18 protein-coding genes and 1 pseudogene are annotated in these 25157 nt (G+C 36.5%); 9 read left to right on the top strand and 10 right to left on the bottom strand.

The genetic code is table 11. From position 1 onward, the window contains the following. Positions 1–1171, bottom strand: a 1171-nt coding sequence (locus ACP6PK_RS02600; protein ID WP_426557503.1) for a hypothetical protein, incomplete at its 3' end; no start/stop codon positions are given. Between the two features lie 738 nt (positions 1172–1909). On the opposite strand from ACP6PK_RS02600, the gene psaA reads away from it, so the two are divergent. The 3 genes from psaA to ACP6PK_RS02585 all read left to right on the top strand — a co-directional run bounded on the left by psaA (position 1910) and on the right by ACP6PK_RS02585 (position 7083). After that, complete coding sequence (gene psaA / locus ACP6PK_RS02595; protein WP_426557501.1) at positions 1910–4171, top strand: photosystem I core protein PsaA; 2262 nt, start codon at positions 1910–1912, stop codon at positions 4169–4171. Between the two features lie 115 nt (positions 4172–4286). Next, positions 4287–6503 carry a photosystem I core protein PsaB gene (gene psaB, locus ACP6PK_RS02590; RefSeq protein ID WP_426557499.1) on the top strand — a complete coding sequence of 739 codons (2217 nt, stop codon included), beginning with the start codon at positions 4287–4289 and terminating at the stop codon, positions 6501–6503. 379 nt (positions 6504–6882) lie between these two features. Continuing rightward, entirely contained in the window at positions 6883–7083 is a 201-nt protein-coding gene (locus ACP6PK_RS02585; RefSeq protein ID WP_426557497.1) for a hypothetical protein, read from the top strand. Between the two features lie 124 nt (positions 7084–7207). On the opposite strand, the gene ACP6PK_RS02580 is transcribed toward ACP6PK_RS02585, so the two are convergent. Further along, positions 7208–7453, bottom strand: coding sequence for a hypothetical protein (locus tag ACP6PK_RS02580; RefSeq protein WP_426557495.1), 246 nt, complete (start codon positions 7451–7453; stop codon positions 7208–7210). Between the two features lie 246 nt (positions 7454–7699). Between ACP6PK_RS02580 and ACP6PK_RS02575 the strand changes: the two genes are divergently transcribed. Next, positions 7700–9331: a DNA methyltransferase gene (locus tag ACP6PK_RS02575; RefSeq protein WP_426557493.1), complete on the top strand. Its 1632-nt coding sequence runs from the start codon at positions 7700–7702 to the stop codon at positions 9329–9331. A gap of 95 nt (positions 9332–9426) precedes the next feature. Here ACP6PK_RS02575 and ACP6PK_RS02570 read toward each other — a convergent pair whose 3' ends face one another. Together ACP6PK_RS02570 and ACP6PK_RS02565 are read right to left on the bottom strand one after the other, a co-directional pair. Further along, positions 9427–9603: a tetratricopeptide repeat protein gene (locus tag ACP6PK_RS02570; protein WP_426557490.1), complete on the bottom strand. Its 177-nt coding sequence runs from the start codon at positions 9601–9603 to the stop codon at positions 9427–9429. Continuing rightward, a pseudogene (locus ACP6PK_RS02565) lies at positions 9593–10240 on the bottom strand (tetratricopeptide repeat protein). The gene ACP6PK_RS02570 and the pseudogene ACP6PK_RS02565 overlap by 11 nt, the downstream one beginning before the upstream one ends. 910 nt (positions 10241–11150) lie before the next feature. Here ACP6PK_RS02565 and ACP6PK_RS02560 point away from each other — a divergent pair. Both ACP6PK_RS02560 and ACP6PK_RS02555 read left to right on the top strand, forming a co-directional pair. After that, positions 11151–11903, top strand: coding sequence for an ABC transporter ATP-binding protein (locus ACP6PK_RS02560; protein ID WP_426557488.1), 753 nt, complete (start codon positions 11151–11153; stop codon positions 11901–11903). Between the two features lie 538 nt (positions 11904–12441). Continuing rightward, complete coding sequence (locus ACP6PK_RS02555) at positions 12442–13203, top strand: ABC transporter ATP-binding protein (RefSeq protein WP_426557486.1); 762 nt, start codon at positions 12442–12444, stop codon at positions 13201–13203. 157 nt (positions 13204–13360) lie between these two features. Here the strand turns inward: ACP6PK_RS02555 and ACP6PK_RS02550 are convergent, their stop codons facing one another. Then, positions 13361–13636, bottom strand: a complete 276-nt coding sequence (locus tag ACP6PK_RS02550) for a hypothetical protein (RefSeq protein ID WP_426557485.1) — start codon at positions 13634–13636, stop codon at positions 13361–13363. A gap of 133 nt (positions 13637–13769) precedes the next feature. Here ACP6PK_RS02550 and recJ point away from each other — a divergent pair, with 133 nt between their 5' ends. Beyond that, positions 13770–15860 (top strand): single-stranded-DNA-specific exonuclease RecJ, encoded by a 2091-nt coding sequence (gene recJ / locus ACP6PK_RS02545; RefSeq protein ID WP_426557483.1) that lies wholly within the window; start codon positions 13770–13772, stop codon positions 15858–15860. Positions 15861–16865: 1005 nt separating this feature from the next. Here the strand turns inward: recJ and ACP6PK_RS02540 are convergent. The 4 genes from ACP6PK_RS02540 to ACP6PK_RS02525 all read right to left on the bottom strand — a co-directional run bounded on the left by ACP6PK_RS02540 (position 16866) and on the right by ACP6PK_RS02525 (position 20420). Next, on the bottom strand, positions 16866–18908 hold the full coding sequence (locus ACP6PK_RS02540) for a ribonuclease catalytic domain-containing protein (RefSeq protein ID WP_426557481.1): 2043 nt from the start codon (positions 18906–18908) through the stop codon (positions 16866–16868). A 468-nt stretch (positions 18909–19376) separates the two neighbouring features. Continuing rightward, entirely contained in the window at positions 19377–19595 is a 219-nt protein-coding gene (rpsR, locus tag ACP6PK_RS02535; RefSeq protein WP_094672222.1) for a 30S ribosomal protein S18, read from the bottom strand. A gap of 69 nt (positions 19596–19664) precedes the next feature. Next, positions 19665–19853, bottom strand: a complete 189-nt coding sequence (gene rpmG / locus ACP6PK_RS02530) for a 50S ribosomal protein L33 (protein ID WP_094672223.1) — start codon at positions 19851–19853, stop codon at positions 19665–19667. 33 nt (positions 19854–19886) lie between these two features. Further along, the gene (locus ACP6PK_RS02525; RefSeq protein ID WP_094672224.1) at positions 19887–20420 is read right to left on the bottom strand and encodes an RDD family protein; all 534 of its coding nucleotides are present in this window, start codon (positions 20418–20420) and stop codon (positions 19887–19889) included. A gap of 1542 nt (positions 20421–21962) precedes the next feature. On the opposite strand from ACP6PK_RS02525, the gene ACP6PK_RS02520 reads away from it, so the two are divergent. After that, positions 21963–23003, top strand: a complete 1041-nt coding sequence (locus ACP6PK_RS02520; protein ID WP_426557478.1) for a succinate dehydrogenase/fumarate reductase iron-sulfur subunit — start codon at positions 21963–21965, stop codon at positions 23001–23003. Positions 23004–23389: 386 nt separating this feature from the next. After that, positions 23390–23590 carry a chlorophyll a/b-binding protein gene (locus ACP6PK_RS02515; RefSeq protein WP_426557476.1) on the top strand — a complete coding sequence of 67 codons (201 nt, stop codon included), beginning with the start codon at positions 23390–23392 and terminating at the stop codon, positions 23588–23590. 871 nt (positions 23591–24461) lie between these two features. Here ACP6PK_RS02515 and ACP6PK_RS02510 read toward each other — a convergent pair. Continuing rightward, positions 24462–25157 (bottom strand): pre-peptidase C-terminal domain-containing protein (locus tag ACP6PK_RS02510; RefSeq protein ID WP_426557474.1); only part of this gene is annotated, 696 nt, incomplete at its 5' end.

Genomic DNA, 25157 nt, shown 5'->3' with positions numbered 1-25157 from the left:
CTTCTAATTCCTCAGTTATCGGTTCAGTTACAGGAACTGATTCTACTTCTGTTTCAGGTGCAACAAAAATTTCCTCTACCTCTAATTCCTCAGTTATTGGTTCTGGTTCAGTTTCAGTTTCAGTTTCAGGTTCAACAAAAGTTTCCTGTTCTTCTAATTCCTCAGTTATTGGTTCACTCACAGGAACTGGTTCTACTTCTGGTTCTGGAGTTACTTCGGGTTGCAGTTCCTCGTAGATGTATTCCGAGTCAATTATACTAAATGCTTCTTTTAGTGAAATTTCTCCTCGAATTATTTTACTGAGAGCATTTTCCTCACCTGGTTCGTAGTTAATCAGGTGAACAGTATTGTTATAAACATTATTAATTGGATTACCCAATTCATCAATATATTCTAACTGTATCCAATTTTTTCCTGGATGGAATCCTTGTAAATATATTGATTGCCATTCATCGGTGATGAAACTGGTTCCATTAACAGTAACACGAATACGCCAATCATCTATTTCATCTTCAGGATCTGCTTGCGCTACCGAGTGCAATGGTGCATTGGTGAGATAGTAGTCAAGCATGATGGGTTCCTCTCCATAGCTACCTACCGGACTATTATAAGTTAATAATGGTAAATCTGGAGCAGGATTATTATTTGCGGTTTTGGTGAAGATATGAAATGTAGTTTGAGCATAAGCACCTTCGTTCTTAAAACTTTCATCCCACGGACTACAAGCAAAAACTCTTAGGGTATGAGTACCCGGTTCTAAATCTGATAAGACAAGAGGTTCATTCAGATCATAGATTTTTGTGTAATGTTTATCGTCTAAGGTTACTTCTATATAAGATCCTAAGTCTAGATCAGACTTACCTATATTTAAGTCTTGCACCTGGAGTTCCAGAGTAATATCATTGTGTTCAAATATTTGATCTGGTTGTGGGTTTTGTATTGTGATTTGGGGTTGATATATGTCTATTGCTTGACGTAATTTTTGAATTATTTCTGGGGGGGAAACTTCAGATATTTTAGTTTTAAATATGGTTTGAGATTTTTGAGGACGAATTTGAGATAATTCAGAAAAGCGATCGCTACAACTGACTAAACCAGATATTAAAACTACTGTAATTAGGAATGTGATGATTTTTGTGAGATATGTTGCTTGCAAATTTATGCCAAACACTGACGATACTCCTATAAATTTAGAGTTAACATTAAAGTTTTTCTATGAATTAGCTTAACGCCAAGCCTCTTACTATGCCGTGTGTTACTGGCAAGTGTAGTCTGACAAACCAAAGTTTATCAGTATTTATCGTTGATAGTTATCTATATATATATGTATAACTTGAAGTTGACAAATTTAAAATTAGGCACTTCAACCAAAAATAAAGGGTTTCAGCTTATCTATTCTTCATTGACTGGGGAACTGTAAATTAGTCCCAACTGTAGATAATTAATCAACCATCTAGACAGAACATTGTAGGAGCTTGGCAAAATGTGTAAATGTCCATATTGACCATAGTCGAATGTAAAGATTAGTTAACGTTGAGTTTTGTAAAATTTTCGGTTGTATGTCTTGACTTTTTTTCTTTACTGTGAAAATAGATCGTACTTTATTAATCCTTCATCAAGAAATTTTAATAATTGTAAACATACAACTTAAACTTCTTAAGCAAGTCTATAATCACCTAAAGAAGTTCGCACTTACATCGAATCGGTAAAATCCAATCTATGTATTTGTGATATTTGCGCCAAAATACTATATAGTTTTGGCATGAACAAAGAGTGTGATGTTGCACTCCAGCAATAAAGCAGTTAAAACCTGTAAAGTTGCAAAAGATGTTGATAATTCTTTACAACTTTTATCAGTATCTACAACATAAATAATTTAGTTAATTGTCTTTGGGAGAGGAGAGTCTTCATGACCATAAGTCCTCCAGAGCGCGAGGCAAAAGTAAAAGTAACCGTAGACAAGGACCCAGTACCTACTTCATTTGAAAAGTGGGGCAAGCCTGGTCACTTTGAACGGTCTTTAGCAAAAGGACCAAAAACCACTACCTGGATTTGGAACCTCCACGCTGACGCTCACGACTTTGATAGTCATACTAGTGATTTAGAAGACGTATCGCGCAAAATCTTCAGCGCGCACTTTGGCCACCTGGCCGTAATCTTTATCTGGTTGAGTGGCGCATATTTTCATGGCGCTAAATTTTCCAACTATGAAGCTTGGTTAACAGACCCCACAGGAATTAAACCAAGTGCTCAAGTAGTCTGGCCTATCGTAGGCCAAGGAATTTTAAATGGTGATGTTGGTGGTGGTTTCCACGGAATCCAAATTACCTCTGGATTATTTCAACTATGGCGTGCTTCTGGCATAACCAATGAGTTCCAACTATACTGCACAGCGATCGGTGGTTTAGTAATGGCTGCCCTGATGTTGTTTGCTGGTTGGTTCCATTATCACAAGAGCGCTCCTAAGTTGGAATGGTTCCAGAATGTGGAATCAATGATGAACCACCACTTATCTGGGTTATTGGGTCTAGGCTGCTTGTCTTGGGCAGGTCACCAGATTCATGTATCTCTGCCTATTAATAAGTTATTAGATTCTGGGGTAGCACCAGCGGATATTCCTCTTCCCCATGAGTTTCTCTTTAATAAAAGCTTGATGGCAGAGTTGTACCCTAGTTTTGCTAAAGGTTTAACTCCATTCTTTACATTGAATTGGGGAGAGTACGCTGACTTCTTAACCTTTAAGGGTGGTTTAAATCCTGTAACAGGTGGCTTATGGTTATCTGATACAGCTCACCATCACTTAGCACTAGCGGTATTATTCATCGTTGCTGGCCATATGTACCGGACAAACTGGGGCATTGGTCATAGCATGAAAGAAATCTTAGAGGCTCACAAAGATCCACTTCTAATTGGTGGTGAAGGTCATAAAGGTCTCTATGAAGCTCTAACAACTTCCTGGCACGCTCAGTTAGCAATTAACTTAGCGATGATGGGTTCCCTGAGCATCATTGTGGCGCATCATATGTATGCAATGCCACCATATCCCTATATTGCTACTGACTACCCAACTCAGTTATCTCTGTTCACACACCATATGTGGATTGGCGGATTCCTGATTGTGGGAGCTGGAGCTCATGGTGCTATTTTCATGGTGCGGGATTATGATCCAGCGAAAAATGTTAACAACGTGTTGGATCGAGTCATTCGTCACCGGGATGCAATTATCTCCCACTTGAACTGGGTATGTATATTCTTGGGCTTCCATAGCTTCGGTTTATACGTCCACAACGATACAATGAGAGCTTTGGGTCGTCCCCAAGATATGTTCTCTGATACTGGTATTCAATTGCAGCCAGTCTTTGCTCAGTGGGTACAAAATATCCACATGATGGCTCCTGGCAATACTGCTCCTAATGCTTTATCATCTGTTAGCCCAATTTTTGGTGGCGATGTATTAGCAGTAGGTGGCAAAGTAGCAATGATGCCAATGACATTGGGTACGGCGGACTTTATGGTTCACCATATTCATGCCTTTACTATCCACGTTACAGCTCTGATTCTTCTCAAAGGTGTACTGTATGCTCGTAGCTCTCGTCTAATTCCAGATAAGAGTGAACTAGGCTTCCGGTTCCCTTGCGACGGTCCTGGTCGTGGTGGTACTTGTCAAGTTTCCGGTTGGGACCATGTGTTCTTAGGTCTGTTCTGGATGTATAATTCTCTGTCAATTGTGATTTTCCACTTTAGCTGGAAGATGCAGTCAGACGTTTGGGGAACAGTAGCCGCAGACGGTTCAGTATCTCACATTACCTACGGTAACTTTGCACAAAGTGCAATAACCATTAATGGTTGGTTGCGTGATTTCCTTTGGGCGCAAGCTTCAAATGTAATTACATCATACGGTTCAGCTCTGTCTGCCTATGGTTTGTTGTTCTTAGGGGCACACTTTATCTGGGCATTTAGCTTAATGTTCTTGTTCAGTGGTCGTGGCTACTGGCAAGAGTTGATTGAGTCTATTGTTTGGGCTCATAATAAGTTAAAGGTTGCTCCAGCAATTCAGCCTCGTGCTTTAAGCATCATCCAAGGTCGGGCAGTGGGGGTAGCTCACTATCTCCTAGGTGGAATTGCTACAACCTGGGCATTCTTCCTGTGTAGAATAATTTCAGTAGGATAAGAATCCAATAACGTTTTAACATTCTTACTTGGGGGTTGATTCATCCTCAATCCCCTATTTCAATCTAAATTCTCACTAAATTCTCAAAGACACGCGAGACTTAGATCAAAGATTTATGGCCACAAAATTCCCAAAATTCAGCCAAGACTTGGCACAAGATCCAACCACCAGGCGGATCTGGTACGGGATTGCTACAGCTCATGACTTTGAGACTCACGATGGCATGACAGAAGAAAATCTTTACCAAAAGATTTTTGCTTCTCACTTCGGTCATCTGGCAATCATTTTCTTATGGACTTCTGGTAATCTGTTCCACGTCGCCTGGCAAGGAAACTTTGAACAGTGGATTAAAGATCCTCTAAATGTACGTCCGATCGCCCACGCGATTTGGGACCCTCAATTCGGTCAACCTGCAGTTGATGCTTTCACTCAAGCAGGTGCCTCTAACCCAGTAAATATAGCATATTCTGGTATTTACCACTGGTGGTATACCATCGGCATGAGAACAAATGGAGACTTATACCAGGGTTCTATCTTCCTCCTGGTTTTGGCATCCATCATGCTGTTCGCTGGTTGGTTACACCTCCAGCCCAAGTTCCGTCCTAGTCTCGCTTGGTTCAAAAATGCTGAGTCCCGCTTAAATCACCATTTAGCAGGTCTGTTCGGTGTTAGTTCCTTGGCTTGGACTGGTCACTTGGTTCACGTTGCTATTCCTGAATCTCGCGGACAGCACGTTGGTTGGGATAACTTCCTAACAACTATGCCTCACCCAGCAGGTTTAGGCCCGTTCTTTACAGGAAATTGGGGCGTTTATGCTCAAAATCCTGACACTGTTAACCATGTGTTTGGTACTTCTGAAGGTGCGGGAACTGCAATTTTGACTTTCTTGGGTGGTTTCCATCCTCAAACTGAGTCCCTGTGGTTGACTGATATGGCTCATCACCACTTGGCGATCGCTGTTATCTTCATCGTTGCTGGTCATATGTACCGGACTAACTTTGGTATTGGTCACAGCATTAAAGAAATGCTTGATTCCAAAGCTGGTTTGGTTGGTGGCAAAAGCCAAGGTCAGTTTAACTTGCCTCACCAAGGGTTGTATGAGACTCTAAACAACTCTCTACACTTCCAGTTAGCTTTAGCTCTAGCTTCCTTGGGTGTAATTACTTCCTTGGTTGCACAGCATATGTATGCTTTGCCTCCTTATGCTTTCATGGCAAGGGATTACACTACAATGGCTGCACTTTACACCCACCACCAGTATATTGCTGGTTTTATTATGGTAGGTGCTTTTGCTCACGGTGCAATTTTCCTAGTACGGGATTATGATGCAGAGCAAAATAAAGGCAACGTATTGGATCGTGTATTAAACCATAAGGAAGCTATCATCTCTCACTTGAGCTGGGTTTCTTTATTCTTAGGTTTCCACACTCTAGGTCTTTATGTCCACAATGATGTAGTGGTTGCTTTTGGTACTCCTGAAAAGCAAATCTTGATTGAGCCAGTATTTGCTCAGTTCGTTCAAGCTGCTTCCGGGAAGGCTTTATACGGCATGGATGTGCTGTTGTCTAACTCTGATAGTCTTGCTTCCACTTCTAGTGCTGTATGGTTACCAAATTGGTTAGAAGCTATCAATAGTGGTACTAACTCTCTGTTCTTAACTATTGGACCTGGAGATTTCTTGGTTCACCATGCGATCGCTTTAGGTCTGCATACAACTACTTTGATTTTGGTTAAAGGTGCGTTGGATGCTCGTGGTTCTAAGTTAATGCCAGACAAGAAAGACTTCGGTTACGCATTCCCTTGCGATGGCCCTGGTCGTGGTGGTACTTGCGATATCTCTGCTTGGGACTCTTTCTACCTAGCTATGTTCTGGATGTTAAACACCATTGGTTGGCTAACATTCTACTGGCATTGGAAGAACCTATCTGCATGGCAAGGTAACTTAGCTCAGTTTAATCAATCTTCTACTCATTTAATGGGTTGGTTCCGTGATTATCTGTGGTTGAATTCTTCCCAGTTAATTAATGGTTATAACCCTTATGGAACTAACAACTTGTCTGTTTGGGCTTGGATGTTCTTATTCGGACACCTAGTTTGGGCAACTGGTTTCATGTTCCTCATCTCTTGGCGTGGTTACTGGCAAGAGTTGATTGAAACAATTGTTTGGGCGCATGAGCGTACTCCTCTAGCTAACTTGGTTCGTTGGAAGGATAAGCCTGTTGCTCTTTCTATTGTTCAAGCTCGTGTTGTTGGTTTAGCTCACTTTACGGTGGGTTATGTTCTGACTTATGCCGCGTTCTTGATAGCCTCGACTGCTGGTAAGTTTGGTTAATTTGTAGAGATTAGCTGAACTCTAGTTTAGTAGGTTAGATTAAATTAAACCTCCTGCTTTTAGTAGGGGGTTTTTTTATCAGTTATCAGTTTTTTAGTTGTTAGTTTTTAGTGGTCTGTTATATATAGCAGTCGAAGCAAAGATTAGGACATTTATAAATCCTAAAAAGCTTTAACAGCTTGCTGTTCCCTGTTCCCTGTTCCCTGTTCCCTGTTCCCTAGCGCGTAGCGCTATATAGTCGTTGAACTTAAGGATGAGACAAAAATAAAGATGACTCAAGGTAAAGGATAAAAAAGGTGAAAAATTAGGGAAGTGTTTGTTAAATTGAAGCGAGATTGGCAAAACAAATCCCATGGACAGAAAATAAATAGGAGAAAAAATGAACAAGTCAAAAAAGAGCGAAGCAAATAACCAACAAAAAGGACAGGATAAGAATCCTTCAAAAGGACGAATGCAAAGGAACTTAGAGGAATTAGAGGAATTGTCCCTAAAGTCCCTTGCGTTAGTTTCCGGGGCGATCAGGCAAGACAGGACAGCTATAACTATTACTTTTAATGACTATTTGATTGATTCTTATTGATTCTAGATTGGTAGTGATTGATTTGGAAGAAATGATGATGACTTCTTGCCTATGAAGCTAATACACCATTTTAAGCTTGATGCGCTACTACTGTCAAAATTATTTCAACTCAACAACGTTAGGTCTATTTGCCCTGAGAAATTGACTCACCACCCTTGTCAGTTCCGAATTTTCCGATAACTCGGAAGGAAGGAGACTGAGGTTTAGTTAGCGATCGCCTCTTCCCCCCAGACTCAAGAAAAACTTCCTCTAGAAATCTCCTTCCCCAGTGCCATTTTCTAGGGGACTTTTTCTTAGACCTGTAGCGACAACAGAAACCCTTGTACTTTCTGGCAAATTCCTCCAGAGTATTACTTAAGCTAGATGCCATTGAGTCAGACGATCATCAGTCAAACATTCGTAACTACTATCATTACTAAAATCATAGAAAAACCCCTCACGCATTTTAGTTGCCTAGCTGAAGATGAAAATTTTTTTATACCGAATTAAGCGGATTTGATATTACCTCTCCTTAAAAGGAAGAGGATTGAATAAAAGGAAAATTTTTTTTGTTTCTCCTTGAAAGGACAGGCTTTAAACCTTTATTTTTCGGTAATAAACTAGAGGAATAATTATCATGTCAACTTCTACCGAAAACCTCCACAATTTTGTCATTTTCTGTCAACAACACATCACTGGAGACGAAAAAGGAGAAGCACAAATATTTTTAGATCGCTTTTTTCAAGCATTCGGACACAAGGGAGCAATAGAAGCAGGAGCAACTTACGAACAAAGAGTTAAAAAAGGTAGTAAAAAAGGCAATACAGGTTTTGCGGATTTAGTCTGGAAACCACGGGTATTAATAGAAATGAAAAAACGTGGCGAAGACTTAAATAAATACTATTTCCAAGCATTTGATTATTGGATACGTTTAATTCCAGACCGCCCCAAATATGTCATACTTTGCAACTTTAACGAATTTTGGATTTTTGACTTCAACACTCAATTAGATACTCCAGTAGACCGCATTCCATTGACAAAAATACCTGAACGTGCTGGTGCTTTTACTTTCATGGAAATAGCTAACAGGCAACCAGTATTTAGAAATAACCAAGTCGAGGTAACAGAAACAGCAGCAAAACGGATGGGGCAGCTTTTTCAAGAGCTTCAAGAAAGAGGTAAAAAACAACAATTATTTAATCAGTTTGACGCTCAGAGATTTGTATTGCAATGTGTTTTAGCAATGTTCGCTGCTGATAGAGGAATGTTACCGGAAAATCTGTTTATTTCTTGTGTTCAAGAATGCTTAAAAGGTGGTAACTCTTATGACATTCTGGGTGGATTATTTAGAGAAATGAATCAGCCTGGAATTACACCGACTGGACGTTATGAGGGAGTAGATTATTTTAATGGTGGTTTATTTTCTGTCTTTCCTCCGATAGAGTTAACAGAATCAGAATTGAAGATTTTAGAGGCTTGTGGTAGGCAAAATTGGAGTCAAATTCGCCCGGCAATTTTTGGCAATATATTTGAAGCAGCAACTGATAAGGAAAAGCGTCATAGTTATGGAATTCATTTCACTTCTGAAGTTGACATAATGAAAATTGTCAGACCGACTATTAGTAAATTTTGGGAGGAAAAAATTGAGGCAGCAACTACTATTAAAGAGTTGAATAAATTGCAGCTTGAATTACAAGGTTATCGAGTTTTAGACCCTGCTTGTGGTTCGGGGAATTTTCTTTATATTGCTTATCAGGAGTTGAAAAGAATTGAACAGTTGTTATTGGAAAAAATTGCTAGTCGTCGCCGTTCAGAAAGGCAACAAATGGAGATTAGTTTTGTTACTCCAATACAATTTTATGGAATAGATACTAATCAATTTGCTGTGGAATTGGCGAGAGTAACTTTAATGATTGCCCGGAAAGTTGCTATTGATAAATTTGGGTTAACTGAAGCTGCTTTACCTTTGGATACTTTGGATAAAAATATTGTTTGTCAAGATGCTTTATTTACTAAATGGCCGGAAGCTAATGCTATTATTGGCAACCCTCCTTTTTTGGGGGGAATAACTCAACTTTATAATCAATTTTTTACCGAACCTACTAGCCAACTATTTAAACTTCATGCTCAATTAGATGAGTTAGTAATGCAAACTTATAAATTTAATAAGAATGACAATATTTTGGAAAAAATTTTACAATTAAACTTAGAATTAGCAGCAATAGAAAAACAAGGTAAACAAATAGTCAGACCTTGGGTTCCTAATTAAAAGTAGGGGAAATCTTCATGGTATAAATAGCTTTAAGTTAGGTTTCGGTTCCTCAACCCAACCTACAACATTGCTTTCCTCCAAGAATTAGGAAATTAAATTGATTTAATTTCACTATCCCGCTGAATTTTATCAATTACTTCTTTGAGTCTTTTCGACTCAGAATTTTTATCTTCTTGCTCAAATAATTCAGCAGCTTTTTGTAAATCTTCTAAAGCTTTATTCAAATTACCTAATTGCTGATAGATAATTCCACGATTTTCATGGATCATTAGCAAAATTAGGCTGTAATTCAATGGCTCTACTAAAGTATGCTAAAGCTGCCTCAAAATTTCCTAAGTCTACATAAACAGCACCTCGATTATTATCAGTTAAAAATAAATCGGGATTAAGTTCTAAAGCTTGATTATAATTAGATATAACCTCTGAATAATTCCCTAAAGCACTATAAGTATTACCCCGATTATTGTAAGTATCTGGCAAATTTGGTTTAATTTGCAACGCTAGATTATAGTGAATAATTGCTCCCTGATTATCTCCCAACAAACGGCGGGAATTACCCCGATTATTATAAGCATCTGCTAATTTATTATTTAATTTAATTGCCTGAGAAAAATCTGCAATTGCTTGTTGATAATTTCCCAATTTTTGCCAAATATTACCTCAATTTAAATAAGCTTCTGCATAATTTTGTTTAAGTTAAATTACTTGATTATAATCAACAATTGCTCCTTCTTTATCTCCTAATTCTAATTTCGCAATACCCCGATTAAAATAGGCTTGAGCATCATTAGGTCTCAAGTAAATCACTTGAGAATAATCAGCAATTGCTCTTGAATAATCTCCCAACTTCCGCCAAATAATTCCTCGATTATTGTAAGGATCGACCGCATTTGGTTCTAATTCAATAGCTGATGAACAAAATAACAGGAAATATCAAGATATTTTGAGCTTAATGGTGTGAAAGTTTTTTAGTTTGACTTGATAATGTGCTATAGAAAACCCAATAAAGTTGTTGATAAATTTTTAGAACTTTTAAGTATAAATTGTATAGAAGATTATAATAGTACAATATGGTGTATAATATCCTTCTTTTTTAGAAAGTACCTTTAGTATTTGTTGAGAAAGAAAGGTAGGTTTTACCAAGAATTGAAAAATTAGAGAAAAAATTGAAATAAGAGGTTAATAATAATTTTTCTTATAAGTAGAAGTTCACCCTGAAAGTTATGAAGCGATAATATGTAGCAAGTTGTTAATCTATAGAACTCCTACAGTTTTGTCAAAGTTACAGGAGTAGTATTTTTTTGATCTATATCAGAAACTTTTGCTGGCTAAAAGTTAGACAAAAATCAACAAAATATCTAATCTGTCACAGGCTTAATTCTGTAGTTAAATTAGTTGTAAATAGAGTTGTACTGATTGACACTCTCATTAGCATAGCCATCATTTATTGATGGTTGACTATTTATTGGACTGAGAACCTTTTTGAGGGCAAAAAATAGCATTGAGACGACTGTTACTGCAACTAGGGGACAAACAATGCAAGAGCATGATTCACAAGCACAGTTCATTTGAATTAAATGAGTCATTTTTAAGATTATTACGATAGACTATTGACAGTTTAGCATCTGAAATATTGCTTTGGGTAAAATTTTTTAATTTCTTCACTATTTAAACAATTGTCATAGTTTAGAGGTTGAAATTTGCTCAACAAAAATGACAATACTTTAGAAAAACTACTATTAAATAGACTTCCTGGCATGATAATTTCTGGAATTTGCTGTTGTAGTTTTTATCTGCTCAAAGCTAGATTAAAATAATGCTTGAAGTTACAAACTTATTCAAAGACTTTAGCAGTATTCGTGCTGTGAATAATGTCAGTTTCAATTTGCCGGCTCAAACTATTACTGCTGTTATCGGGCCTAATGGTGCAGGTAAAACGACTCTGTATCATCTTATTAGTGGGGAGTTGCAACCGACTTCTGGTAGTGTCAAACTTAATGGTAAAGAATTAGTCGGTTTGCCTCCGCACAAAATTGTTAAAGCAGGTATTGGGCGTAGTTTTCAGATAACCAGTGTATTTCCTTCATTGACTGTACAAGAAAATATTCGGGCAGCAGTTATTGCTCGTGGAAATAAACAATTTAATTTCTGGCAGAATTTAGAGAGTGATATTTCTGTGCATCAAACTGTGTCTGAAGTAATGAGTTTAGTCGGAATTGAAAATTTAGCAACAACTCCAGTGCAACATCTAAGTCATGGCGATCGCTCTTTGGTAGAAATTGCTATTGTTTTTGCGGTGAAACCTCTGTTAATTTTATTAGATGAACCTACTGCTGGAATGAGTCGCCCAGAAACTCATCGAATTGTGGAATTAATTCGTTATTTACAGCAAGAAATTGGTTGTACTTTTCTACTCACTGAGCATGATATGGAAGTGGTTTTTAATCTGGCAGAATCAATTATTGTTTTGCATCAAGGGAGTATTTTAGCTGTTGGTAATTCTGAAGAAATTAAAAATAATCCTGATGTGCGTCGCGCTTATTTAGGGGTTTCATTAATTGATAATTGATAATGGATAATTTATAATTACCTCTGGTTAAAACCGAGAGGATTGAAGATCAGGAAATATCATTTCTTTTTTTTCCCTTAAAAGGGGAGGCTTTAAACCAGAATTATTTAATTATTAATTATTAATTATTAATAATTGGGTAAATTTTAACTGTAGTAACATTTTATGAAATCGGTATTAAACAGCCCTTGAACAATATTGAAAACTCCCCCTTATCTGGGGTATAGTAATTATTCAGATTTGATATTATACTAAAGTATCTGCGTGAATATTCCCCCGTTGCTACAGAAAGTAGAATTTAATACTGTCATTGCGAGGCGGTAATTAAATAAGTTAACCTCTAGGAGAAACCATTAATTTAGCCGAAGCAATGTCAGTCCGTGCCCTATTTGCGTAGGCTATAAAATTTAATTATGTCGCTCTACTTATACAGGACTTACGCGGATTTGAAATTGCTATCCGTTCCGGACTGCTTCGCAAACCCTGCTGGTCGCAATGACGAAAATACCTTGTACTGCGTCAGTCTACTTATAATCAAATGTCTAATCAAAATCCTCCTATTTTAACTATTACCAATCTCCACAGTTATTATGGAGATAGTCACATCCTGCAAGGAATAAATTTAGAAATTTATCCAGAAGAAGTCGTGGTATTAGTTGGTAGACATGGAGTAGGAAAAACGACTCTTTTATTAAGTCTAATGGGAATTAATCCGCCAAAACAAGGAAGTATTTTATTTAATAATCTGGAATTGCTTGGTTTATCTAGTTGGAAAATAGTTAATTTAGGATTAGGATTAGTTCCGGAAGGTAGACGAGTATTTTCTGATTTAACAGTGGCAGAAAATTTAGAAGTAGCATCGAAAAAAGATGGTACTAATACTTATAGTTTGGCTCAAGCTTATACAGATTTTCCTGAATTAAATAATCTACAATTTCAACTAGCACGAAATATTTCCGGTGGGCAACAACAAATGTTAGCTGTAGCCAGAACTTTAATCGGTAATCCCCAACTATTATTAATGGATGAACCAACAGAAGGATTAGCACCAGTTTTAGTACAAAGAATTCAAACAGTAATTAAGCGTTTAAAAAGTCTGGGAAAAACAATGTTAATTACAGGACAAAATATTGCTTTTGCTCTAGAATTAGCTGACCGAGTTTATGTTTTAGATGGAGGAAAAATTCGATGGCATGGAAAAATTGAGACATTACGTTCTGACCCTGATTTACTTTGGCAATATTTGGTTTTAAGTAGCAGTCAGCCATCAGCTTTTTGTTATCTGAAAGCTAATTGCTAGTTAAATTGATTTAATTTTACCGAATAATTAATAATTATTAATTGTTAATTAAATAATTCAGCTTTATTAGCCTCCCCTTTCAAGGGAAAAAACAGAAATAATATTTCTTTATATTCAATCCTCTCGGTTTTAACCAGAGTTAATTATCCATTATCCATTATTGAACATCCCTTTCAATTTGATCAATCACTTCTTTGACTCTTTTAGACTCAGAAATTTTATCTTCTTGCTCAAATAATTCAGCAGCTTTTTGTAAATCTTCTAAAGCTTTACCCCGATTAAAATAAACAGAAGCATTTTGATTTTTAGAGTCATTATTAATAATATTATCCTCACTAACAGCAGCATAATTTTCTGTAGTAGTTTGGGCTAAAATATGATGATGAGGGGTGGTTATCCCAATTAAAGCGACCGCGTAAACGTTGCGGAGCAATATTACTCCTAAAAATTTCTATATTCTTAAACTTTTCAGCATTTTTTCCTCCTCTATCAAAAATTATCTGTTATTCTGATACAAAGAATTAATTATAAACTGCTAAATTATTAACTTTTAAATTAAAAATACTGTGGAAAATAAATCTCGTTCCCAAACCAAACAGCAAAAATTACCTAACCAAAGATGGCTAATATATCCACAAAAAGTAGAAAAAACCCAACAATTAGCTACAAGTTTAAAAATATTACCTTTAATAGCTCAAACACTAATTAACCGTGACATTTCTACTATAGAAAAAGCAGAAGCATTTTTAAATCCTGACTTAATAAAATTACCTTCTCCAATACAAGAATTTCCCGACTTAGATATCAGTTTAAATTTATTAGAAACTACAATTTCCCAAAACCAAAAAATTTCTATCTGTGGCGACTATGATGCGGATGGTATGACTAGCACTGCTTTATTATTGCGCAGTCTTAAACATCTGGGAGCAAAAGTTGACTATGCTATTCCTAGTCGGATGCAGGAAGGTTATGGTATTAACCAACGTATTGTTGAAGAGTTTCATCAAGAAGGAGTTAGTCTCATTCTGACTGTGGATAATGGTATTGCTGCTTACGAACCTATTGCTAAAGCTAGAGAATTAGGTGTAAATGTTATTATTACTGACCATCACGATATTCCACCTAATCTACCTCCTGCTAATGCTATTCTCAACCCTAAATTAATTTCACAAAATTCTCCTTATCGTGGTGTTGCAGGTGTGGGGGTTGCTTATATTTTGGCAGTATCTTTAGCGAAACGTCTGGGAAAAATGGAAGGTTTAATTAAGCCTCTGTTAGAGTTATTTACACTTGGCACTATTGCTGACTTAGCACCTTTAACTGGAGTTAACCGTCGCTGGGTGAAAAGAGGGTTACAATTTTTACCCCGCTCTCAGTTAGCTGGAGTAAAAGCTTTAATTCAAGTATCTGATGTTAAAGCAAAAGAGCAAGAAAACTCGAAACAAACGAATAGTCAAAAATCGCTGAAACCTGATGATATTGGCTTCCGTCTCGGTCCGCGTATTAATGCAGTCGGACGTATTGCCGATCCACAAATTGTGATTGAACTTTTAACGACGGATGATAAAGAAGTGGCGGAAACTAGGGCGAAACAGTGTCAAGAAATTAATCAAACACGGCAGGAGTTGTGTGCAGAAATTGAGGAACAGGCGATCGCTTGGTGTGAGGATAGTAGGATAAATTTACACCAAGAAAGGGTATTGGTGGTGGTACAACCAGGATGGCATCATGGGGTTATTGGTATTGTTGCTTCCCGGTTGGTGGAACGTTATGGAGTACCTGTTTTTATTGGGAGTTATGAGGAAGAGCAAGAGCAAGACACAGATTTTTCCACGGATGCAGGGATGATGTTAGGTTCCACAATTCGGGGTTCTGCTCGTGGTATTCCTGAATTTCATGTTTTTGAGGCGCTACAATTTTGTGATGAACTATTAGGAAAATATGGTGGTCATAAAGCAGCGGCTGGTTTTTCTTTGCCTGGAGAAAATTTAGATAAATTTCGTTCCCGTTTGAGTGAATTTGCTCATCAATGTTTGGAAATTCATCATTTAAAACCGTTGGTTTCTATTGATGCTGAGGCAGAATTTCCAGAACTTAATTTTGATTTGTTTCGGCAAATAGATTTACTTCATCCCTGTGGAATTGAAAATAAATCTCCTATTTTTTACACTCGGAATGTACGAGTTTCTCAACAAAGAATTGTTGGTAAAGGTCATATTAAATTAACTTTAGTGAAAGGAGAAAAAGAAATTCGGGCGATCGCTTGGCGTTGGGGTGATTATTTTCCTTTACCTCAATTGGTTGATGTTGCTTATCAGTTACGGGAAAATACTTGGAATTATCAAACTAATATTGAATTAGAGTTAGTTGGTTTACGTTTACCTAGAGAAGTTTCTCCTCAGCAAGACTCATCTATCCAACCTCGAAAAGTAGAATTTTCTTATAGCGATAGAGCCTATATTTGCAGTCTTTATCAAATCGGAGATTTACAGGAATTAAGAATTAGAAATTCTCGTGGTGAAGTCTTGGCAATTCAACAGGGAAAAAAATTTGGTTTGTTAGGAAAAAGTCGGGATAATGCTAAAGAAGTCGATGTTTCTCAACCTCGTTTTTTTCATTTAATTAAGGCTGCTATGAATGCTTTAAATCTCAATTAATGAATAGTAAAATTTTTCTTCTATTGCGTATAGAGCAATAGTAATTTCATTTTATGAAGCGCACGCCGGATGTAGATGGATAGTGGGAATTTTTCTTCTATTGCCTATAGAGCAATAGTAATTTCATTTTCTCAAGCACACGCCGGATGTAGATGGATAGTGGGAATTTTTCTTCTATTGCCTATAGAGCAATAGTAATTTCATTTTCTCAAGCACACGCCGAATGTAGATGGGTAGTGGAATTTTCTCTTCTATTACTTACAAACTCAGAATAATTTCATTTTCTCAAGCACACGCCGAATGTAGATGGGTAGTGGAATTTTCTCTTCTATTACTTACAAACTCAGAATAATTTCATTTCCTGAAGCGCACGCCGGATGTAGATGGATAGTGGGAATTTTTCTTCTATTGCGTATAGAGCAATAGTAATTTCATTTTCTCAAGCACTCTGCCTGAGGAGATGGGTAGTGAAATTTCTTTATAGATAGAGTCAGAATAATTTCATTTCCTGAAGCGCACGCCAGATGGAGGTGGATAGTGGAATTTTCTCTTCTATTGCGTATAGAGCAATAGTAATTTCATTTCCTGAAGCACACGCCAGATGTAGATGAATTGTCAAATTTTCTCTTCTATTACTTACACACTCAGAATAATTTCATTTCCTGAAGCTCACGCCAGATGTAGATGGGTAGTGGAATTTTCTCTTCTATTACTTATAGAGCAATAGTAATTTCATTTCCTGAAGTACACGCCGGATGTAGATGAATTGTCAAATTTTCTCTTCTATTACTTATAGAGCAATAGTAATTTCATTTTCTCAAGCACTATTCAGGCTGAGGAGATAGGTAGTGAAAATTTCTGAAAGCACCCCACTAGAGGAGGTGAGTAGTAAAAATTTCCGACCCCATGTGTATAGAGCAATAGTTTATTCATTTCCTGAAGCACCAATATAGCAGTTACGACCATAGGAGGCTAACTATAACTAATAACTGAAATGACACTTCCCTACTCCCTACTACCTACTCCCTCTTTTGTTGATTCTGCCACGCTCGAAATTATTTCTTGAAATACAATCTCATCCTTACGAGGGTCAGCATAGGCAACCTTTACCTCTAGGCGATCGCCCACTTCAACCGACCGACCAAACCGCATCGCCAACTCTAACCCCAACTCCTCCAATAAAACCAACCCTAAATTAATTTCCTCTTTCAACCACCGAATTATCAAAGCTTGCCAAACTTCATCAGAATTACGTCGTAAATATTCCAAACCCCAATAACGGTTAGTAAACCTTTCCACACTAGAAGCTTCTTTCACTGCTGGAACTAAACTCATCACCATTTCTTGCATCTGGTCTGGAGTAAAAGGTAACGGGTCTCCTCGCAAATGAGCTTTAATTTGAAAGTGGGCTAATAAGTCACTATAACGACGAATTGGAGAAGTAACCTGAACGTAAGTTTCTAAAGCCAAACTTGCATGACGAGCAGGTATAGTACCCATTTCACTTTTAGGCATACATCGACGCATAGCAGTTGAACGAACTGGTCCCGCAGGCAATAACATTAGTTCTGCCTCTGGTGGGAGTTCCGGTTGAGGCTGACTACGGTAAGGTAGAGGAAGATTATGTTCTTGACCATATTTTGCCCCTACTTCCCCTGCCATAATCATCATCTCTGCAACTAGCTGTCTTGATGGTGAATCATCCAAAACCTCTACCGTAATTTCTTCACCTTCATTTTTCACTTTAATTACCGACTCTGGCATATAAATACTAATTGAGCCTTGTGACTGTCGCCACTTAAATCTTTGTTTAGCCCAATCATTCAGAGCATGAATTTCTGGTTCTGGCTTAATCCCTAACTGTAGCATTTCATCCACATCATCATAAGTAAGCCTATAGGTTGGCTTGATTAAACTGGCATGAATTGTGTAATTTATAACTGCCCCAGTTTCATCTAAAAGAATGCCAAAACTCAGAGCGCTGCAAACTTGCCCTTGAATTAGACTCATTGGACCTGTTGCCAACTCTGACGGAAACATCGGAACCATACCAGTAGGTAAATATAAGGTAGTTGTTCTGCGTCTAGCCTCTAGGTCTAACTCATCACCAGGAGTAAGTAAACGAGTAGGGTCAGCTATATGAACCCATACCCGTTGTTGAGCATCTTCTAAAAATTCTATACTCAGGCCATCGTCTATTTCTCGCGTACTTTCATCATCAATTGTATAAACTTTTAGATGAGTTAAGTCCAAACGGTTTGTGTCTGGATCTGGTGGGAGGGATTGCAGGCAGCTTTTGGCCACTTCTAGTACCTTGGTAGAAAAATGTGTTGGGATCTGGCTACGTCGCAGATATAGATTTTCATGCTCGCTCCATATACCTAGATCCACTAATAGTTTAAATGCTGCTTCTGAATTTTCTGGTAGTTCTAAGATAGCCAAGGTCTCCATTGCCTGGTTCCGATGGGAGGTTTCTTCTCCGTGAGTGGCAAATTTTTCTATAGAGTCTAGGCGATTATAATCACTTTGTTCCCAGTTTACTTCTTCTCCTGCTAGTCGGTTATGGACTCGAAGTAAAAAGTTTTCTAGTTCTTGTTTTCGTTGCTTTTGGACTTCTTGTTGATGTTTGATTTCTGCTACTTGGGCTACGGGGCGGGGTTCGTAGCGATCGCCTTTTTGCTTAAAGTAGAGTTTATCGTCTGATAATAGTATATGGGCTGCGTAACATTGGCTTGCTGTTTGTTCTGAAAATAGCAATAGTGCCATTTCTGCTGGATTTACTGTTTCTGCTTCTTCTACTAGGAGTTCCCATGCTATTTCTAGACTGGAAGGGTCTAGATAGGTTTCTACTTCCTGAATAAATTGGGGAATTTCTGATGATTTGTAATTTTCTCCTGCTACTTCATAAGTTATTTGCTTTGGGGGTATACTATTAGATTTACCATTTGCTTCTACCACGACCCAGTTTTTTTTACCGTCAGGACGTTCTGCCACAGCTAGTCGCCGTTCTCCGTGCAGTCTAAATTCTATTAGTTTTCCCTTCTCCACTTTATTTTATCTATAATCGTGTAAGTTTTCTTTAGTTTTGTCTGGGTTGTGTTTTTTTCTGTAATTCTCTTGAAGATTTTTTCAATCTAACGTTTACCCACCGTTAATTGACTTGCGTTATAGCGGTAGCTTTCTATTTCAAGGGCTGACAAATCTCTAAGCTTCCACATACAGCATAGATGATACCCACCGCCATTTTGTATTAAAAACACTTTTAATCACGATGACGCCCAATTCATGTTTTACCTTTTCACAGGTTAACTCAGAGTTTTGAATTGACTTACTTCTATAGGTGGGTACTACCGCTACTTTCTCTCAAGTCATCATACCCTAAATTTATGCTAAGTAGCTTATTAATTTACCGTCTATTTCCTGTCCATTAAACTGTCAATAGAATGATAGATTTTTTTATCAATCATGTTGGGTTTCTAATTTTCCCAACATCTCAAATTTCACATACTCCTAGCTTCAGCTCTCTTTATTAACGTAAGGTAACAATGCCACTAATCTGGCTCTTTTTATGCTTTTTGTCAAATCTCTTTGCTGTTTGGATGTTAAACCTGTAATTCTTCTTGGCAGAATTTTTCCTCTTTCTGTCACATATTTTTTCAGTAATTCGACGTCTTTGTAGTCGATAGGTTCTCCTGGTTTAATTGGTGATACTCTTTTCCGATAGTAATTTGCCATAGCTAATTATTTGTTAGTTATTTTTGTTTACGTTTTAGAACTTTACTGTGTTTAATACTCACTGAATTTTTACTTAATTTCTTTGTGAACCGTATGTTTATTACAGTGAGTACAGAATTTCTTCAATTCTAATCTTGCTGTTGTATTCCTACGGTTTTTAGTGCTTGTGTACCTAGAAACACCTTGTGAACGTTTATCAGAATTAGTTCTACACTCTGTACACTCTAGTGTAATAATAATTCTTACTCCTTTAGCCATCTTTCACTTTCCATTAATGTTAAACACAAATTATTATTTTCTCATATAACGCTTGGCTTCGTCAAGTAACCACCTGAGCTTAATATCTAGGGAGTAGCCACGCATAGTTCCCACTACTATAGTTTGGGATATTCTGTCATGGAAAGCTTGTTGATACCTTTCAATATCTACCAAAGCTACTGTAAAGTCTAAGAATAAGGGCATTATTAGTAGTAACACGGCAGCATTTCCTGATGTCAAGTTACTCATGCCTAGCATGGCCAATGACCCGGCTAATGCTAAAATGCCTTCTCGCTTTGATAATTCTAGGATACCAGGAGTTCTTTGGTATCTAGTATCTAAGACTTTCATATCTAGAGCAAAGTGTCCTATACTCTGACCTTGGTTTTTGTAGACCATTAGGACTCGTATAGCTATCCAAAGTATTACAAAAAATAAAATAAAGGTGAACCAATTATTGCTGATTATGGCGCTGAGAAACCAAATCACTCCAGCATCTATACTAAATGCTGCTGCACGACGAGATAAAGGAGCTTTTGGCAATTGAGGTATAATATCGTCACTCATTATGTTTGACTCTAATTATTTAGTTTAGCTAGTAGAATATTTAATTGCTTTATTGACTTTATTTTACTATTGTAAATTATTGTTTTTAATTTGGTAGTAATGCTAAATCATTTGTCAAAAATCTAGGAATTATATCAAAACTCTGATATTATGATCCCTGTTCGTTGTTTCTTAGTTCCAATATTTTTTTTCACAACTACGCAAAGGAGTTCTAGATCGGAATAATTTTATTAGATTGTTTCTTGATCGATTTTTCCTAATCTTTGCATATAAAGATAAAATCCAGAAAAAAATCATAAAGCTGTTAGCTGTCCCTGTCTATAGCACTAGATTGATCACTAAGTTACTAGGTTCTCCAAAACAATTATTAATTTTTCTTTGATGTTCAGGTAAACTAGATATAATTAAATCTAAAATAAATTTCCAACTGATAGTCTGCTAAAATATTCATAATGTTACCATTGTGGATTTTAGGTATCGAAGTGAGTCATTCGGATAAATTAAGATTCATTAATTAATCTCTTTGTTAAATAATATCTATATTCATTAATTGATAATTGATAATTGATAATTACCTCTCCCTTTTAGGAAGAGGATTGACGAATAAGGAAAAGATTTATTTTTTTCCCCTTGAAAGGGGAGGCTTCAAGGCGTGAATGATCTAATTATTTAATTGTTTAATTATTAATTATTTCGGTAATATGGTTTAAGTTGTGAGCTATTGGATATTTTCAGGGAAGTTTTAAGGCTTAACTGGGAACAGAGAAGAAGGAAAAAATGTATCTATTATTATCAGATAACTGCTATATTCTATAGCTTTAAGGAATACTTCAATTCTCACATCTGATTCCTGATTGCTATAGTTTCCCTAAAATTTATAAAAAATACCTTTATAAGTCATTAATCCTGACCCCTAAGCATTTATCATAGTTATCGGACATTGATTTTTAAACCTAAATTATAGCGGTTTTCACTTCATGACTACAAAATTTCTTCCTTCTCTCCTAGATAAATAAAGCCTTTTTCCTTTAACCCCAAATCTCTGTACTCTATATTAATGAAAACTGCTATAATTATCAAATACTAATAAATCAGAATTTGTAAATCTTAACTGTTGATTTTATAGTTTTAATAAAAATGATTATAAAATTAGCCAACATTGGCATTAAAATTAGAAGCTATAACTACAAAAAGAGAAGGGAATCTCAATAAAAAAATAAGTGGGGGATTTAATTTTGATACTCTATTGATGCTACAGCCTAGCTAATACATACATATTGGTTTTGTTTTTGATAAATTAATTCTTGACAATATGAAGGCAATTCAATAATTGATAATTGATAATTGATAATTACCTCTCCCTAAAACGGATTGGATTGAATAAAAGGAAATTTTTTTTGTTTCTCCACGGCGAGTGAGAGGCTTTATACCTTGATATTTCGGTAAACAATAGAAAAAACAAAAAAATTAACAGCTAATCCGAATTATTATAGTAAAATAATCTGAATAAACTAATAGAAAATATCTCTCAAATTATTACCTATGAAAGTTAATTTTAATATTGTTCGGCAGAATCAAAATACTCAACCCAAAGTTCAAACTTACACCCTAGAAGTTGAACCAGGTAATACAATTTTAGAATGCCTGAATAGAATTAAGTGGGAGCAAGATGGAACTTTAGCTTTTCGGAAAAACTGCCGCAATACTATTTGTGGTAGTTGTGGAATGCGAATCAACGGTCGTTCAGCTTTAGCTTGCAAAGAAAATATTGGAAATGAGTTAGCTAGAATAGAAAAAATAGCTACTAATAATTATCATAATTCTGGCACTAATACTACTACCAAACCTATTCCAGAAATAACTATTTCTCCTATGGGAAATATGCCAGTAATTAAAGATTTAGTAGTAGATATGAGCAGCTTTTGGCAAAATCTAGAAGCAGTTGAACCTTATGTAAGTACAGAAGCACGAAAGATTCCAGAAAAAGAATTTTTACAGACTCCTGCTGAACGGGATAAACTAAATCAAACAGGTAATTGTATTCTCTGTGGGGCTTGTTATTCTGAATGTAATGCTCATGAAGTTAATCCAGATTTTGTTGGACCTCACTCCTTAGCTAAAGCTTACAGAATGGTAGCTGATTCGCGGGACGACCAAACAGAGAAAAGATTAGAAAAATATAATCTTGATACTGCTGGAGTTTGGGGTTGTACCCGTTGTTATTATTGTAATTCTGTCTGCCCGATGGAAGTTTCACCTATGGATCAAATAGGTAAAATTAAACAAGAAGTTCTCACTCGTAAAGACCAACAAGCTAGTCGTTCTATTCGCCACCGAAAAGTATTAATTGATTTGGTTAAGGATGGGGGTTGGATTGATGAACGAAAATTTGGTATTCAAGTAGTTGGTAACTATTTTCGAGATATTCAAGGGTTATTTAGTTTGGGGCCTTTGGGATTAAGGATGTTGGCCAAGGGGAAGTTTCCTTTGACTTTTGAACCTTCTGAGGGAACTCAAACTGTGCGATCGCTAATTGAATCAGTAAAAAGCTTGGACAATAAATCTAGTGATGTAAAGCAATAACTTTTATATCTAAAATTAGATATAAACTCTTTTGTATCTTTTCAAGTTTTTTTTAATAGAAGTTAGGAGTTAGGAGTTAGGACTCAGAAATACGATCAAATTCAATTTGAGGGCAAGTTTTTACTTCAAAATTAGATCCTTAAATGAGTTACCAATGGTAATTAAATAGATATCATAGCGGTTTTCAGAAATATGAAACGTCCCTACTATGGTCTACCTAAGTTAAAACTGCTATAAATTAATTTTGTAGTGGTTCTCATTTTAATCACCTAGAGTATTTTTTCTATTGCTTATTGCCTATTTCCAGTTAAGTTCCTAAAATTGAAAACTTAGTTATTTTATCTATTTGAGAAGTAGTATAATATCAAAAAAGTCTATAAATAATTATGTCAGAAAATTCTACTTCTTCATCTACATCAGAACCTACAAAAAAAGTTACAACTGCCAAGCTAGCTGAACCAGCTTTTGGTTGGAATACTTATGCAGAACGAATCAATGGCAGGTTTGCTATGGTAGGGTTTGTTATTTTATTATTATTGGAATTATTTACTCATCAAGATTTGTTTTCTTGGCTAGGTTTGCGCTAGAAAAATCTAGTTTGATTTCTATTATTTGGTAGTCTCTTTTTTCCAAATGGTATTAGCTATTAACAATTAAAATAGCGGTCATTTGATTTATGACGGCATTACACTTAAATTTAGGAGGTAAGAAAATCAGAAACTTCCTTTTTATCCCCTTGACAGGGGATACTTGAAACCTTATTTCTTGGTCAGAGTAGAGAACTTAATATTAGTTTTCATATTTCAAGGGGTATGATGAGGTTTTAATCCTACATCATACCCTTACTACTAATCAAATTTTGCTCGTCGTAGAAAACTTAGAGGTTGTTTGATAAGTCATATTTACCCAGTTCCTCCCCCTTATTCAGGAGGAATTTCTATTGTATTTTCCCCCTTGAAAAGCTATCCCTGATAAGGAACTCCTGAAACCCTTGTAGGAGTGTGGGGAAGAGTGGGGAGTAATACCATTTCTCAAAAACCTTGCTATATTTGATTAGGTGGGGAGGTGTGGGGAGTGTGGGATGTGGGGGGAGAAGTAAACAGAAGAATAATGAACATTAACTGACTAATAATTAGGTAATAATTTATTTGACCTGTGTTAATTACTTGATAACTGAAGTGTCACTCAAGTATAGCATTAATGCATGGGAATTGGTATAAGAATCTTGTCTACATTCCTCACTCATAGTGTATTGAATTAAACACTTTTCTTCGCAAAAAGCCGACGTCAGACTTACACATAACTTCTATTTTTTGTCAAGTTTTATGTTAAGAAAGATGTTGATAAAGCATAGCTTGAAAAGGGGGACTATGGGGGATCTAAATCAAAATTCATACTTTTCAAACATCCTCTTAAATATTGGGGTTTTAGCTAATAGCTAGTTAACTTTTTTCATGGTTATAAATCTGATGTTTCTCCTGATTTAATTACTTGCAAATTATACTCACCCCTACCTGTTTTATCGTAAGAATTAACTATTACACGGTATTTACCTGTAACAGGTAAGGTAATTGTTAGTTCAGAGTTTGTATTTTTCTGATTAACATCATCATGTTCTCCAAGTAGTTCACCAGTAGGACTAAAGACTGCTAAGTAAGTATCAAAATCAGGACTGTCTAAGGTTACAGTTACTACCTGGCCTTCTGTACCTTCAAAAGTATGTTCATCATAAATACTTTCATCGGATGGTAGCACTAAGTCACCATCACTCAGTGTTCCTTCTTGCTGTAAAATTACTTCTTCTGCGGTGGAGGGAGTAGTGTCTGGTGATGGAGTTTCCTCTGAAGTGGGAGTAGTTTCTGGCAGTGGGGTTACTTCTGGAATGGGTGTAATTTCTGGTGATGGAATTTCCTCTGAAGTGGGAGTAGTTTCTGGCAGTGGGGTTACTTCTGGAGTGGGTGTAATTTCTGGTGATGGAGTTTCCTCTGAAGTGGGAGTAGTTTCTGGCAGTGGGGTTACTTCTGGAATGGGTGTAATTTCTGGTGATGGAATTTCCTCTGAAGTGGGAGTAGTTTCTGGCAGTGGGGTTACTTCTGGAGTGGGTGTAATTTCTGGTGATGGAGTTTCCTCTGAAGTGGGAGTAGTTTCTGGCAG

This window comes from Dapis hubbardiae BLCC-M172, assembly GCF_050016015.1.
Classification (GTDB): Bacteria; Cyanobacteriota; Cyanobacteriia; order Cyanobacteriales; family Microcoleaceae; genus Trichodesmium.
The sequence above is the reverse complement of the archived record's forward strand: the minus strand, read 5'-3'. Positions and strand labels throughout refer to the sequence as shown.

What these genes read in the sequence shown, in the direction of transcription:
- psaA (WP_426557501.1), top strand. Translation starts at nt 1,910, where the DNA reads ATGACCATAAGTCCTCCAGAGCGCGAGGCAAAAGTAAAAGTAACCGTA.
- psaB (WP_426557499.1), top strand. Translation starts at nt 4,287, where the DNA reads ATGGCCACAAAATTCCCAAAATTCAGCCAAGACTTGGCACAAGATCCA.
- ACP6PK_RS02585 (WP_426557497.1), top strand. Translation starts at nt 6,883, where the DNA reads ATGAACAAGTCAAAAAAGAGCGAAGCAAATAACCAACAAAAAGGACAG.
- ACP6PK_RS02580 (WP_426557495.1), bottom strand. Translation starts at nt 7,453, where the DNA reads ATGGCATCTAGCTTAAGTAATACTCTGGAGGAATTTGCCAGAAAGTAC.
- ACP6PK_RS02575 (WP_426557493.1), top strand. Translation starts at nt 7,700, where the DNA reads ATGTCAACTTCTACCGAAAACCTCCACAATTTTGTCATTTTCTGTCAA.
- ACP6PK_RS02570 (WP_426557490.1), bottom strand. Translation starts at nt 9,603, where the DNA reads ATGATCCATGAAAATCGTGGAATTATCTATCAGCAATTAGGTAATTTG.
- ACP6PK_RS02560 (WP_426557488.1), top strand. Translation starts at nt 11,151, where the DNA reads ATGCTTGAAGTTACAAACTTATTCAAAGACTTTAGCAGTATTCGTGCT.
- ACP6PK_RS02555 (WP_426557486.1), top strand. Translation starts at nt 12,442, where the DNA reads ATGTCTAATCAAAATCCTCCTATTTTAACTATTACCAATCTCCACAGT.
- rpsR (WP_094672222.1), bottom strand. Translation starts at nt 19,595, where the DNA reads ATGGCAAATTACTATCGGAAAAGAGTATCACCAATTAAACCAGGAGAA.
- rpmG (WP_094672223.1), bottom strand. Translation starts at nt 19,853, where the DNA reads ATGGCTAAAGGAGTAAGAATTATTATTACACTAGAGTGTACAGAGTGT.
- ACP6PK_RS02525 (WP_094672224.1), bottom strand. Translation starts at nt 20,420, where the DNA reads ATGAGTGACGATATTATACCTCAATTGCCAAAAGCTCCTTTATCTCGT.
- ACP6PK_RS02520 (WP_426557478.1), top strand. Translation starts at nt 21,963, where the DNA reads ATGAAAGTTAATTTTAATATTGTTCGGCAGAATCAAAATACTCAACCC.
- ACP6PK_RS02515 (WP_426557476.1), top strand. Translation starts at nt 23,390, where the DNA reads ATGTCAGAAAATTCTACTTCTTCATCTACATCAGAACCTACAAAAAAA.